Origin of the sequence: Sphingorhabdus rigui (assembly GCF_014196595.1) — a bacterium.
In the GTDB taxonomy this organism is placed as follows: Bacteria; Pseudomonadota; Alphaproteobacteria; order Sphingomonadales; family Sphingomonadaceae; genus Sphingorhabdus_B; species Sphingorhabdus_B rigui.
On the sequence record NZ_JACIEA010000001.1, the window covers coordinates 626,912 to 639,535 of the forward strand.

Consider the following 12,624-nt stretch of genomic DNA (forward strand, 5'->3'; position numbering starts at 1 on the left):
AAAAAGCTCCTGCGCAGAAAAAGGCCCCAGAGCTATCTGGCTTTGACAGGGAATATCTGATGGCAAATGTAACCGTAATTGGCGCTCAGTGGGGCGACGAGGGAAAAGGTAAGATTGTCGACTGGTTGGCGGAACGCGCCGACGCAGTGGTCCGGTTTCAGGGCGGACATAATGCGGGCCACACGTTGGTGGTTGGCGAAAATATATATAAATTGTCGCTGCTGCCGTCGGGTATCGTAACGGGCACGCTGTCGATTATCGGCAATGGCGTTGTTCTGGACCCATGGGCGTTGCGCGACGAAATGACGAAGCTGCGTGGGCAGGGCGTTTCGATTACCACTGAAAACTTCGCACTTGCCGACAATTGCGCGCTGATTTTGCCTATCCATCGTGACTTGGATGGCTTGCGTGAAGCCGCCGCCGGTTCGGGCAAGATCGGCACGACGGGCCGCGGTATTGGCCCTGCTTATGAAGATAAGGTCGGCCGCCGCGCCATTCGCGTTTGCGACCTTGCGCATTTGGATGCGCTTGATGCGCAATTGGACCGTTTGTGCGCGCACCATGATGCGCTGCGCGCCGGTTTTGGCGAACCGCCGGTAGACCGTGCTCGTTTGATCGCTGACCTGAAGGAAATTGCGCCATTCGTTCTCGAATATGCGCAGCCAGTGTGGAAACGGTTGAACCAAGTGCGCAAGGCAGGCGCGCGGATATTGTTCGAAGGCGCGCAGGGCGTTTTGCTGGATGTCGACCATGGCACCTATCCATTTGTGACATCGTCAAACACGGTTTCGGGCACTGCGGCGGCTGGCTCTGGTCTTGGACCAAGTGCCGCCGGTTTTGTCCTTGGTATTGTGAAGGCATATACCACGCGCGTTGGTTCGGGGCCTTTCCCCACCGAGTTGGAAGATGAAACGGGCCAGCGGCTGGGCGAACGTGGTCATGAATTTGGAACCGTGACCGGCAGAAAGCGCCGTTGCGGTTGGTTCGATGCGGTAATCGTGCGTCAAAGCTGTGCGGTGTCGGGTGTCACGGGAATTGCGCTGACGAAATTGGATGTCTTGGACGGTTTCGACACGATCAAAATCTGCACGGGCTACCGCCTGAACGGCAAGGTATATGATTATCTGCCCGCGCACGCCGCCGAGCAGGCCGCAGTCGAGCCGATTTACGAAGAAATGCCCGGTTGGCAGGAAACGACCGCTGGCGCGCGCAGCTGGGCCGACCTTCCTGCACAGGCGATTAAATATATCACCCGCGTTCAGGAACTGATCGAAACGCCCGTTGCCTTGGTATCGACATCTCCGCAGCGCGAAGACACGATTTTGGTCCGTGACCCGTTTGCGGATTAGCCGCTTTTCAGCTCTGCGTTCAGCCGCAAGCTAGCGCGCCAGAAGAAGAAGGCGGGGATCAGTCCAAGCCACGCTGCGCCATACAGCACCCAACGGACGCTTTCGCCGCCCGCCATGGGTTGCAGCCAATCGGACAGCATACCGAACAACAATGGGCCCATTCCAAGCCCGATGAGATTTTGTCCAAAGACGACAAGCGATGCGGCAATGGCGCGCGCCTCTGGCCGGACAAGGCCTTGGACGCATCCATAAGCAGGGCCGTAATAAGCCGAGTTCAATATGGTCGGCAGAATGAGCAGAGCGACGGCAATCCGCCAATCTTCGGCCCAATAGCCGGCAAATAAAATTGGTGCAGCAATCGCCATACCGATGGCAGGCAGTGTCAAAATATGCCGCTTGTCACGCTTACCAAAAACATCGGCCATTTTCCCGCCAAGCCATGTGCCGATGATGCCGGAAATGCCAAGCGCGACCGCCATGGCAAGCCCCGCCTCGGTCGTTGATAGGCCGTGCGACCGGATGAAGAAGCTGATCGTCCACAGACCCTTGCCATAGCTGAGGAAGGCGGTGAACGATGCGGCGATGAAGACATACAGATATGCCTTGGACGCAAACACTTCACGCACAGCATCTCTAATCGACAGTTTTGCCTTCACGGGTGATTCTGCGGTGTTGAAATGCGCGCTATCTGCGCAGCGCCGTGGATCGCGGATGAGCAATGGCAGTAGAAACGCCAGCAATATCCCTGGCGTACCAACCAGCATCAGCGCAATGCGCCAGCCATATTGGTCGTTGACGACCCCGCCAATGATGAGGCCAAGCAGTCCACCAATTGGGATACCAAGTCCGAAAAAGGCAATGGCCGAAGACCGTTTTTCGGGTGGCACGCTATCTGCGATCAGCGAGTGCGCAGCAGGCGTGCATCCAGCTTCGCCGACACCCACGCCAATACGCGCAAGCGCAAGTTGAACGAAGTTTTGGGCAACCCCGCATATCGCGGTCATAGCGGACCACACCGCGAGGCAAATAGAGATGAGCCACACTCGGTTGGTCTTTGCATTATCCGCATAGCGAGCGATTGGTATGCCGAGCACGGCATAAAAAACCGCAAAAGCAGGGCCAGCGAGCAAACCGAGCTGCGTATCACTCAGCCCAAGCTCGCCCTTGATAGGTTCGGCTAGAATATTGACAATCTGGCGATCTAAAAAATTCAGAATGTATACGAGCAGAAGCGCGAACAGCATTATCTTGGGGTTGGTGATCGCCAACCCACCGCTGCGCACAGCCGTTCGATCATTCATTCCGTTTCTCCTTCTCCGATGCGCAGTTATTCAACTATTTTCGAGATTGTAAAGCATCCGTGAAACAATGATTTTGACAATCGATTGTCCCAACATCGCAAAGGGTGCGGAAAATCGGGCAGTCTGAAAAATGCGTGATTGACTGTTGGCGGCACAGCGTCATTGGAGGACCATATGACCACGCGTGAAACCACGGCTTTCTTGCCACTCGACGATATTGATCTCACATTGTCGTTGAGCGACCGGGTCATGGTAATGGCTTATGGCGCCATCCAATGGCCATGGTTGCTACGCAGCCTCGATGGTGGCCGTAAAAAGGATAAGGCGAAACTGCTCGCGTATCTCGATTTACCGCAGGATGCGTTGCCCAATTTGGGCAGCTGGAAAGCAGATACGCATTTTTTGTGGCACATCGTTTCTGCAATCGAAGAAATGCGCCCGCAACAGGTGGTTGAGTTGGGCTGCGGGGCATCGACTTTTGTCGCGGCGCGGGCATTGCAGTTATTTGGTGGCGGAAAAATCGTCAGCTTTGATCAGCACGGGGAATTTGCGTCGACGACGCAAGCCTGGATCCGTGACAACAATATGGATGTCGACATCCGCCATGCACCATTAGGGCCGCCACCGGCCGGCTGGCCGGGCCACTGGTATCAACTGAGCGAGGTACCGGCGGAAATCGATCTGCTGATCGTCGATGGGCCGCCATGGGCCATTCATCCGCATGTGCGCGGTGCCGCGGCAAGCCTATTTCCGCATTTGCGGCCCGGTGGCCGTGTGCTGCTCGATGATGCTGCGCGCCCCGGCGAGCGTGTCGTCGCCCGCCGGTGGCGCAAAGAGCATCATAATATGGACTTCACGCTCGACAGCAAAGGCGCGAAAGGCACCTTGCTGGGGCACAAGCACCCCGCTTAAAGCTTCGTTTTTCGCTTGTCAGTCACCATGTCGCTGGCAAGGTCCAGCCCGGCTTTGCCATGCGCTGCCGTGTGCGCAGGCGCATGCAATGGCTCGACGAACTCGGGTTCTTCGACCTCAAGCATGCCTTCCCATTTGGTAATGACGGACGTTGCCACGGCGTTACCCACGACGTTGGTCGCGGTCCTGCCCATGTCGAGGAACTGGTCTATCGCGAGGATTAGCGCGACACCTTCAACAGGCAAGTCAAACATCGCCAGCGTACCGGTAATGACCACCAACGATGCGCGGGGCACTGCGGCTACGCCCTTCGAAGAAATCATCAGCGTCAGCAGGATCAGGATCTGCGTTCCGATGGGCAAATCGATACCATAAGCTTGCGCGATGAAGATGGTGGCGAAGCTCATATACATCATCGAACCATCAAGGTTGAAGCTGTAGCCCAATGGCAGCATGAAGCCCGAGATCCGGCGCGGGACGCCGAAACGATCAAGCTGTTCAAACAATTTCGGCAATGCCGCTTCGCTAGACGCGGTCGAGAATGCGATGAGCATCGGTTCGCGGATGTAACGAATGAGCGTCCAAATGCGTCGGCCAAGGAAAATCGCACCAAGCGACAAAAGGATCGTCCACAACAATGCGAGCGACAGATAGAATTCCCCCACGAGCTCAAGATAGGTCAGCAAAATCGCTAGGCCGCTCTTGGAAACCACGGCAGCCAGTGCGCCAAACACCGCAACCGGCGCATAACGCATCACATAATGTGTGATTTGCAGCATCATTTCGGCAAGGGCTTCAGCACCACGAACGAGCGGCGCACCTTTTTCGCCCAGAGCAGACAATGCGATACCAGCGAACAATGCGAACACCAAAATCTGCAAAATATTGTTCGTCGCCATCGCTTCGAACGCATTTTTTGGGAAAATCGAGAGGATGAAATCCCAGAAGTCGAGCTTCTTGACCTCGCCAATCGTGGCGGCGGCATTGGTGATGGTATCGACCGGCGCACCAATACCTGGCTGGAGCAGGTTGACCATCAACAGTCCAAGGCCAATCGAGATGAAGCTGGCGACGATAAACCACGAGATTGCCCGGAAACCGATTCTGCCCAGCGCACTGCTATCACCCATATGGGCAATGCCGACGACGATGGTCGACAGGATCAGCGGCGCGACCAAAAGCTTGATGAGATTAAGGAAAATATCGGAAAGCAGTTTGAACGTCTTGGAGAGATATTCGAACTGCACACTGTCTTGCGCGAAACTGACATGGACCGTGTAACCCACGGCTACGCCGAGGATCATCCCCACCAAAATCCACAATGTTAGTCGCTTGTCCACGCAAAACCTCCCATATTTTTAACTTTTGCCGACGCTACACAGGAGTAATGTCTGTCGCAACAAGTTACAAACGTGACTTGTTTAAGCTCTCGAAGGGCGTCATAAGCTTTGTAATAAAATTACAACGTATTTTGTCGTTGGACATGGCACTTAACCAAATGCTTGCGGGCTCAGGAGATGATTTCATGGCGGCCGCCAAAATTGCTAAAACTACCGGAAAACTGGACAAAAGCTTGCTGAAGGCAATGATTTCGGCGTTCGCTGAAACGGCGCTGCCCGGCGAAAATGAAGGCTTTGATGCCAAGGCAACGGAAGAGGCCGCCCGCTTTACCATTCAAGCCGGCCTTCATCGCAAAGCTGGCACTGCCGCCATCGCCCTCGATAGTTTCACCGATGCGCAGGGCAGTTTGATGATGCGGATTGCGCTCAACAACGACGACATGCCGTTTTTGGTGGATTCGGTGTCCGCCGCCGTTGCCGCCAATGGTATATCGGTGAAGCGCATCATTCACCCCGTATTGAGTGTCGTCCGCGATGATACCCTGACGCTCACCGATATCAGCCGGAAGCGCGTGGATGGTCAGGCCCGGGAATCGTTCATCTATCTTGAGACAGAGCGGGTCGATGCGCGGGAACGCCGCCAGCTTGAAGCCCATCTCACCACCGTTCTGGCCGATGTGCGCGGCGCGGTTACCGACTGGCGCGATATGCTTGCGGCGTTGTCGGCTGACGCGGACAGCCTGCCGGAAAGTGAGGGCGCTGCGCTCCTTCGTTGGTTCTCCAAAAATAACATGACGGTTCTGGCGCACGAACGGATCAGTCGCGATGGCACGCGGTCGGACCGCCTTGGCCTATCGCGCGTTACGGATGCACCGGTTCTTGCCGAAGACAGCGTTGGGCTCGCGATCAAATGGTTTGAAGACGGCGGCGTTGCACCGCTGGTGCTCAAGTCCAACCGGGTCTCAACGGTGCACCGCAACGTCCAACTGGATCTGATCGTCATTCCAGTTACAACCGGCGGTCGCATTACGGGCGTAGCGGTCACTGCAGGGCTTTGGACGAGCGCAGCACTCGCAACCACCCCAGAGGCAATACCCGTGCTGAGAACGCATCTGGCGGCGCTTATGGACCGGTTCGGCTTTGACCCTTCGGGGCATGCGGGCAAGGCGATGGCGCATGCACTGACGGCGCTACCACACGATCTTTTGGTTGCGCTAAAATTGGATGATCTGGAACGCGTTACGCTGACCGCAATGTCGCTCACGGATCGCCCGCGTCCCAAGCTGATTGCGCTGCGATCGCCGCTTGGCCGGCATCTCTACATTTTCGTCTGGTTACCGCGCGATGACGTTTCGACCGGTATTCGCAAGCAGATCCAGAATATGCTCATAGATGCCACGGGCGGTAGCTTGCTCGGCTGGACGATTGGTCTGGAGGATGGCGGCGTTGCCTTGCTGCGCTACACGCTCGACCTGCCAGATCGCGATCAAAAGGTCGACGAGGCCGCGTTGGATGACAAAGTCGAGCTCATGGTGCGTGGATGGGAGCCCGCGGTGGAAGCGGCTCTCGCGTCGCTGACCGATGAAAAGCGCGCGGCCGCCATGCTCGTGCGTTACGGCGCCGGTTTCCCCGCCAATTATCGCAGCACGTATTCTACCGAAGAAGCCGCGCGTGATATGGTCGGCCTGCTGACCATGGAGCGCGACCACAGTAAAGTCACCCGGCTGTTCGTCGACGGCGAAAATCTTCGGCTCAAAATTTATAGCGGTGGCGGCGCGCTTCCGCTCAGCGATGTTGTTCCGGCGCTCGAGAATTTCGGTTTCGACGTGTTGGAAGAATCACCAACCGCATTGGGCGACGGCAATTATATCCACGATTTCCGACTGTCGCTGCGCGGCGGTGACGTTGCAATGGTGATGAAACGCGCGCACGTCATTGAAGGCGCGCTGAGCCAGGTTTTGGACGGTAGCTTTGAAAATGATGTCTTTAACCAGCTGGTGACGGTCGGCGGTCTTGATCCGCAATCGGTCATCTGGCTGCGGGCATGGTATCGCTATTTGCGTCAAACGGGTGTGACCTACGGCATGCCGACTGTTGTGTCGGCACTGGCCAAAAACGCCAATGTCACACGTTCGATCATTGCCCTGTTCGACGCGCGGCATAACCCGGCGCATTCCGGCGACCGCGAAAAAGAGGTCTCCAAATATGTGAAGTCGATTAACGCCGACTTGGCCGCGGTATCGGCGATCGACGAAGATCGTATATTGCGTCGTTTCTTGGCGATCGTCTTGGCCACGGTCCGCACCAACGCCTTTTCCGCTGCTGCGGCAGAAGCGCTGGCGTTTAAGCTTGATTGCGCGAAAGTCCCGGGCCTGCCTGCGCCGCTGCCTTGGCGCGAAGTGTTTGTGTATTCGCCGCGCGTCGAAGGCATTCACTTGCGCGCTGGCCCCGTGGCGCGTGGCGGTTTGCGCTGGTCAGACCGGCGTGACGATTTCCGCACGGAAGTTCTCGGCCTGATGAAGGCGCAGCGCGTTAAAAACGCCGTAATCGTGCCGACAGGTGCAAAGGGTGGCTTTTATCCCAAGCGGCTGCCCGATATGCGCGTCGACCGTGATGCCTGGTTTGCAGAAGGCACCGAAGCCTATAAAATATTCATCCGTACCTTGCTGTCGATTACTGACAACATCGTCAACGACCGTATCGTGCATCCCGACAATGTCGTTATCCATGACGGGGATGATCCCTATTTCGTTGTTGCCGCAGACAAGGGCACAGCGACATTTTCCGACACCGCAAACGCCATCGCGCTTGAGCGCAATTTCTGGTTGGGCGATGCTTTCGCCAGCGGCGGCTCGGTTGGATATGACCATAAGGCGATGGGTATCACCGCCAAGGGGGGCTGGCTTTCGGTCCAGCGCCATTTTGCCGAAATGGGTATCGACGTGCAAAAGGAACCGGTCACGGTTGCGGGCGTCGGTGACATGTCCGGCGACGTTTTTGGCAACGGCATGCTGCTTTCGAAAACACTGAAAGTCGTCGCCGCATTCGACCACCGCCACATCTTTTTTGATCCCGATCCCGACCCAGCGGTCAGTTGGAAAGAACGCCAGCGCTTGTTCAATCTGCCGCGTTCAAGCTGGCTCGATTATGACAGAAAGCTGATTTCCAAGGGTGGTGGTGTATTTGCTCGTACCGAAAAATCTATCAAAATTTCACCTGAAATCAGGGTATTATTGGGCATTGATGCGAAAGAGATTGAACCGTCTGCATTGATGACCGCGATATTGAAGGCGCCTGTGCAGCTGATGTGGTTTGGTGGGATTGGAACCTATATTAAGGACCGAAGCGAAGGCCATTTGGATGTCGGCGATCCGGGCAATGACGCGATCCGCGTCAATGGTGCGGACGTTCAAGCACAGGTCATCGGCGAAGGTGCCAACCTTGGCGTCACGCAGGCGGGGCGTATTGGGTATGCATTGCGCGGCGGCCGGATTAATACCGATTTCATCGACAACAGCGCCGGCGTGGATTGTTCGGATAATGAGGTGAACATCAAAATTGCGCTCAATGCGCAAATGCGTGCCGGCAAGTTGAAAGAGCCTGCGCGCAACGTGCTGCTTGCGGATATGACCGACGCCGTTGCGCATTTGGTGCTTGAGGATAACCGCCTCCAAACGCTCGCGCTTTCCATTGCGGAAACCGGCGGGGCAGGGGATTTGCCTGCCTATGTCCGGCTTATTGAAATCTTCGAAGGCTCTGGCAAGCTTGATCGCGCGGTTGAGGGGCTCGCGCCGAACGAGGAACTGTTCCGCCGCGCAAGTGAAGGGCGCGGTCTGACCCGGCCTGAATTGGCCGTGCTGCTGTCGACGGCAAAGCTTGCGGCGCAGGACGGCGTTGAAGACGCGCCTTTGGCACAAGATGCCTCAATGGACAGCGAACTGCTGGCTGCGTTTCCAGAGGCGATGGTTAAGGCGCACAAAAGCGCGATCCTGTCGCACCGTTTGCGCAAGGAAATCATCGCGACCAAATTGGCCAACCGCATGATCAACCGGCTGGGCATGCTGCACCCGTTTGAGCTTGCTGAGGAAGAGGGCTGCGGCCTTGGTGATGTTGCGGCGGCCTTCGCCATAGCCGAACGCATCTATGATCTGCCTTCGCTGTGGCAGGCCATCGATACAACATCCATGCCGGAAGCAACGCGGCTGATGCTATTCAACCAAGCTGCCGTTGAAATTCGTGCACAGATGGCGGACATCATTCGCAACGCACATGAAGGCCGTGATGTCGGTGCTGCCACCGCCGTATATGCGCCCGTTGTGCAGAAATTGTCCGCCGCGCTTGACGGGTTGTTGCCCAATGATGTCCGGCTTCAGACGGAACGTTTTGGCGCACGGCTTACCGAAAATGGCGCGCCACGCAAAATTGCGGAACGGCTTGTTGAATTGGCGCAGTTGGATGGTGCGATTGGCCTCGCGGCGTTGTCGTCGACCCAAAAGGGTGATGTGACTGCGCTGACGCGTGCGTTCACGACGCTTGGCGATGCGCTTGGCCTCAGCTGGGCGCAAGGGGCGGCCATGCAGATTGATCCGCATGACCCGTGGGAGCGATTGCTGGTTGCGGGTCTGGCGCGCGATTTCCAAACGATGCGTTTGGATTTCCTGCGCCGCCGCGCCGCCAAGAAGCCGCTCGAGGATGCACAGGATTGGCTGCAAACCAACACCGTCCGCGTGCGTGCATTCAAGGCGATGGTCGACCGGGCCCGCATGGCAGGCATACCAACGCCCGCGATGCTGGCACAGGTTGCAGGTCAGGCAAGGGTGCTATTGGGGCGTTAAGCCTCTAGCTCTTGGATGGAGCCAACCCGGCGGGGTTGCCCTTGGTTGAGGGGTTCGAAGCGTTTTGCTTTTTGGGGCCCTCGGCCTTTGGTTTGCGGACTTCGCGGTTCGATTTCTTTTGGCTCTTTGCCATGATGTTTTCCTTTCGGGGGTGGAGGGGACAACGTGCAAAGCGCCGGATCGTTCACGCGAACGTCCGGTGATCCTTATTTATATGCACGAATGGCCCCCGTTATAAGGGCACCCGCCGAAATGAGTTGATTACGCGACTGCCTCTGCTTCACGCTTATAAATGCTGTTGAGCGGATGGCGGAACAGCTTCGTCACCATGGGTTCGAAAAACTCCAATGGCAGCGTGTCATAGTCCGGGTCGAATGATGGGCAGTCATATTTGTCGATGAATTCTTCGGTGTCAGCAAACCATTCATGACCGCGGAACTTTTCGCGCATGTCCCGATCAAGCCCAAGATGGTGAAAGAAGTTGTGACCTTGGAAAATGCCGTGGTTTTGAACAATCCAGTGGAGCTTTTCCGAAACGAATGGCTTTAATATGGCAGCAGCAATGTCTGGGTGGTTTGCCGCGCCAAGTGTATCGCCAATGTCGTGCAGCAGCGCCATGACGACATAATCCTCGTCGCGTCCATCACGATGGGCGCGCGTTGCGGTTTGCAAGGAATGGGTCAAACGGTCCACTGCGAATCCACCAAAATCGCCATCGAGCAGTCGAAGATGGTCCAATATCCGTTGTCCGCCATTTTGCGAGAACGGGATATTGTGCCGCATGATGATCTGCCAATCTTCTTGCGTGCTCTGTGACATGTCGTGGAAATTTGCGCGGTCTTCGTGGTTGTCCATGGTTGGTATCCTCTCCCCAAAACCCTATCATGTCCGTGTGATGAAACAAGTGCTTCATGCGCGCGCAAAATGCGGCTAGACCGATTTTATGGCGGTACTTGAGCTTACAGACGAACCCTTCTTTGCCGATAAAAATCGTGCGTTTTGGAATCTCCATTCAGCCGGATGGGCAGGCGCAGTCATTTTGCGCGCCGCGTCGGGTATTGCCCAGGGGCAGCCCGTCAGCTTCCTTGTGCCCATCCTGATATCAGCGGTCACCGGTTATTCAATCACGCTTCTGCTCTCGGTTATTTACCGATTTCTGATTGATCAGCGGCCATTTATTACTTGGAGCCTGACGTTTGTCGCGGTGTCCTTGGCCACCATTGGTTACGCGTATATGGACGTGTGGGTGCTGCAAACCATTCGGGACGGGGTGGATGAAACGCCCTTTGCGCAGTTATGGCTCGCCGCGATCTATATCAACTCGGTGCTGTTGGCGGCTTGGTCTGCGCTGTATTACGCGATCAATTATTTTGTGCGCGCTGAAGAGCAAGCGGACCAGATGATGCGGCTTGAGGCGCAGGCCACCAGCGCGCAGCTGACCATGTTGCGATATCAGTTGAACCCCCATTTCCTTTTCAACACATTGAACAGCATATCGACGCTCGTGCTGCTGAAGCAGACGGAGCAGGCAAATGCCATGTTGTCGCGGCTGTCCTCATTTTTGCGGTTTACGCTTATCAACGAAGCTGCGGCCAAGGTGCCACTGACGCAAGAGATCGAGACGTTGAAGCTCTATCTCGATATCGAAAAGATGCGTTTTGAAGAACGTCTGCGGACATATTTCACGATTGAGCCCGCTGTCGAGGACGCTCTGGTGCCGTCACTCCTCCTGCAGCCATTGGTGGAAAATGCCATCAAATATGCGGTGACGCCGAAAGAAGAGGGCGCCGACATTTCCGTGACCGCTCAACTCGTCGGTCAAAGGGTGCGGATTACCGTATCGGACACAGGACCGGGCTTGCAGCCGGGTCAGCAAGATCACAGCCTCTCCACCGGCGTTGGCATGGCGAACACACGCGAGCGACTTTCACAAGCTTATGGCGACGATCAACGCTTTGAACATTATGTAAAAGCGGGCGGAGGGTTTGAGGTTTTGTTGGAACTACCATATCAAAGCCGAATTATATCAGGGGAAGACAATCAAACGGGGGCTAAGCAGCAAGGACAAATATCCGCATGAGCATTCGTACAATATTGGTCGACGATGAAAAACTGGCAATTCAAGGCCTTGAATTAAGGCTGCAGCCGTTTGACGACATCGAAATCGTCGCCACCTGCCACAACGGTCGTGAGGCCATTCGCAAGATTAAAACGCTGAAACCCGATCTGGTGTTTCTCGACATTCAGATGCCGGGATTTGATGGTTTTTCTGTCGTTCAGGGCGTGATGGATATTGATCCACCGCTTTTCGTCTTTGTGACGGCCTATTCGGAACATGCCATTAAGGCGTTCGAAGCGCAGGCGATCGATTATCTCATGAAGCCGGTCGAGCCAGAACGCCTTGCCGACACCATGGACCGTGTGCGCAGCAGGCTTGCCGACAAGCGCACATCGGATGAGCTGGACAGGCTTCGTACCGTCATCAATGAAGTCGCGCCGGATGCTGCGGATAATTTGAGTTCGATGGACGATGACCTGGCATCGACGCGGTTTGAAAAGCTTATCAATATCAAAGATCGCGGCCAGATTTTCCGCGTCGATGTGGAAAGCATCGAACGTATTGATGCCGCTGGCGATTATATGTGCATCTACACCGCCGACAACTCGCTCATCCTGCGCGAGACAATGAAGGATCTCGAAAAACGCCTTGATCCAAGGACGTTCCAGCGCGTCCACCGTTCGACAATTGTCAATTTGGATCAGGTGCGGCAGGTGAAGCCGCATACGAACGGCGAATGCTTCCTTGTGCTCGAATCCGGCGCGCAGGTCAAAGTCAGCCGTTCCTATCGTGACGTCGTAGCCAGGTTTGTCCATTAAGGAGAATGAG

9 protein-coding genes are annotated in these 12,624 nt (G+C 55.9%); 5 read left to right on the forward strand and 4 right to left on the reverse strand.

The window, feature by feature from the left end; genetic code table 11:
• Positions 1-59 precede the first annotated feature (59 nt).
• Positions 60-1,349 carry an adenylosuccinate synthase gene (locus tag GGR91_RS02935; RefSeq protein ID WP_183939894.1) on the forward strand — a complete coding sequence of 430 codons (1,290 nt, stop codon included), beginning with the start codon at positions 60-62 and terminating at the stop codon, positions 1,347-1,349.
• Here GGR91_RS02935 and GGR91_RS02940 read toward each other — a convergent pair.
• Entirely contained in the window at positions 1,346-2,650 is a 1,305-nt protein-coding gene (locus GGR91_RS02940) for a spinster family MFS transporter (protein ID WP_246337027.1), read from the reverse strand. The genes GGR91_RS02935 and GGR91_RS02940 overlap by 4 nt on opposite strands.
• A gap of 174 nt (positions 2,651-2,824) precedes the next feature.
• On the opposite strand from GGR91_RS02940, the gene GGR91_RS02945 reads away from it, so the two are divergent.
• The gene (locus GGR91_RS02945) at positions 2,825-3,562 is read left to right on the forward strand and encodes a class I SAM-dependent methyltransferase (RefSeq protein ID WP_183939896.1); all 738 of its coding nucleotides are present in this window, start codon (positions 2,825-2,827) and stop codon (positions 3,560-3,562) included.
• On the opposite strand, the gene GGR91_RS02950 is transcribed toward GGR91_RS02945, so the two are convergent.
• The gene (locus GGR91_RS02950; RefSeq protein ID WP_183939898.1) at positions 3,559-4,902 is read right to left on the reverse strand and encodes a dicarboxylate/amino acid:cation symporter; all 1,344 of its coding nucleotides are present in this window, start codon (positions 4,900-4,902) and stop codon (positions 3,559-3,561) included. The two genes, GGR91_RS02945 and GGR91_RS02950, sit on opposite strands and share 4 nt — an antisense overlap.
• Before the next feature lie 185 nt (positions 4,903-5,087).
• Between GGR91_RS02950 and GGR91_RS02955 the strand changes: the two genes are divergently transcribed.
• A complete protein-coding gene (locus tag GGR91_RS02955) occupies positions 5,088-9,737 on the forward strand; it encodes an NAD-glutamate dehydrogenase (protein ID WP_183939900.1) in 4,650 nt (1,549 codons plus the stop codon).
• A gap of 4 nt (positions 9,738-9,741) precedes the next feature.
• Here GGR91_RS02955 and GGR91_RS11685 read toward each other — a convergent pair whose 3' ends face one another.
• Positions 9,742-9,870: a hypothetical protein gene (locus tag GGR91_RS11685; RefSeq protein WP_281370176.1), complete on the reverse strand. Its 129-nt coding sequence runs from the start codon at positions 9,868-9,870 to the stop codon at positions 9,742-9,744.
• Positions 9,871-9,998: 128 nt separating this feature from the next.
• Complete coding sequence (locus GGR91_RS02960; protein ID WP_183939902.1) at positions 9,999-10,592, reverse strand: HD domain-containing protein; 594 nt, start codon at positions 10,590-10,592, stop codon at positions 9,999-10,001.
• An 88-nt stretch (positions 10,593-10,680) separates the two neighbouring features.
• Here GGR91_RS02960 and GGR91_RS02965 point away from each other — a divergent pair, with 88 nt between their 5' ends.
• The gene (locus GGR91_RS02965; RefSeq protein WP_183939904.1) at positions 10,681-11,817 is read left to right on the forward strand and encodes a sensor histidine kinase; all 1,137 of its coding nucleotides are present in this window, start codon (positions 10,681-10,683) and stop codon (positions 11,815-11,817) included.
• Entirely contained in the window at positions 11,814-12,614 is an 801-nt protein-coding gene (locus GGR91_RS02970) for a LytR/AlgR family response regulator transcription factor (RefSeq protein ID WP_183939906.1), read from the forward strand. The genes GGR91_RS02965 and GGR91_RS02970 overlap by 4 nt, the downstream gene beginning before the upstream one ends.
• Positions 12,615-12,624 lie beyond the last annotated feature (10 nt).

Excerpts from the sequence above, each read along its gene's own strand:
- GGR91_RS02935 (WP_183939894.1), top strand. The coding sequence starts at position 60 with ATGGCAAATGTAACCGTAATTGGCGCTCAGTGGGGCGACGAGGGAAAA.
- GGR91_RS02940 (WP_246337027.1), bottom strand. The coding sequence starts at position 2,650 with ATGAATGATCGAACGGCTGTGCGCAGCGGTGGGTTGGCGATCACCAAC.
- GGR91_RS02945 (WP_183939896.1), top strand. The coding sequence starts at position 2,825 with ATGACCACGCGTGAAACCACGGCTTTCTTGCCACTCGACGATATTGAT.
- GGR91_RS02955 (WP_183939900.1), top strand. The coding sequence starts at position 5,088 with ATGGCGGCCGCCAAAATTGCTAAAACTACCGGAAAACTGGACAAAAGC.
- GGR91_RS11685 (WP_281370176.1), bottom strand. The coding sequence starts at position 9,870 with ATGGCAAAGAGCCAAAAGAAATCGAACCGCGAAGTCCGCAAACCAAAG.
- GGR91_RS02960 (WP_183939902.1), bottom strand. The coding sequence starts at position 10,592 with ATGGACAACCACGAAGACCGCGCAAATTTCCACGACATGTCACAGAGC.
- GGR91_RS02965 (WP_183939904.1), top strand. The coding sequence starts at position 10,681 with ATGGCGGTACTTGAGCTTACAGACGAACCCTTCTTTGCCGATAAAAAT.
- GGR91_RS02970 (WP_183939906.1), top strand. The coding sequence starts at position 11,814 with ATGAGCATTCGTACAATATTGGTCGACGATGAAAAACTGGCAATTCAA.